This window comes from Bacillus sp. X1(2014) (genome assembly GCF_007678255.1).
The window spans coordinates 1-263 of sequence record NZ_VEED01000083.1 but is presented as its reverse complement, the minus strand read 5'-3'; the positions used below and the strand labels follow the sequence as shown (position 1 = coordinate 263).

1 protein-coding gene is annotated in these 263 nt (G+C 39.9%); it reads right to left on the bottom strand.

What is annotated here, in order from left to right; translation table 11 throughout:
• Positions 1-263 (bottom strand): phage tail tape measure protein (locus tag FS608_RS29900; RefSeq protein WP_144556160.1); only part of this gene is annotated, 263 nt, incomplete at both ends.

Sequence of the window (263 nt, the reverse complement as noted above, 5' to 3'; positions counted from 1 at the left end):
AGCGATTTGTTGAGCGTCAGTTAACTTCCCGAACCCATCGTGTAATTGACCGATAATTTCATTCATTGGTTTTAAATTACCTTGTGAATCCTTTACAGTTACATTTAATGCTGATAATGATTTAGCTGCTTCTTTCGGCGGGGCAGCTAAACGAGATAATCCGGCACGTAATGCAGTACCAGCCATAGAAGCTTTGATACCGTTATTTGCAAATATTTGAGCAATTGCTGCCGTTTGTTCGATGTTTAAACCGAATGTAGCAG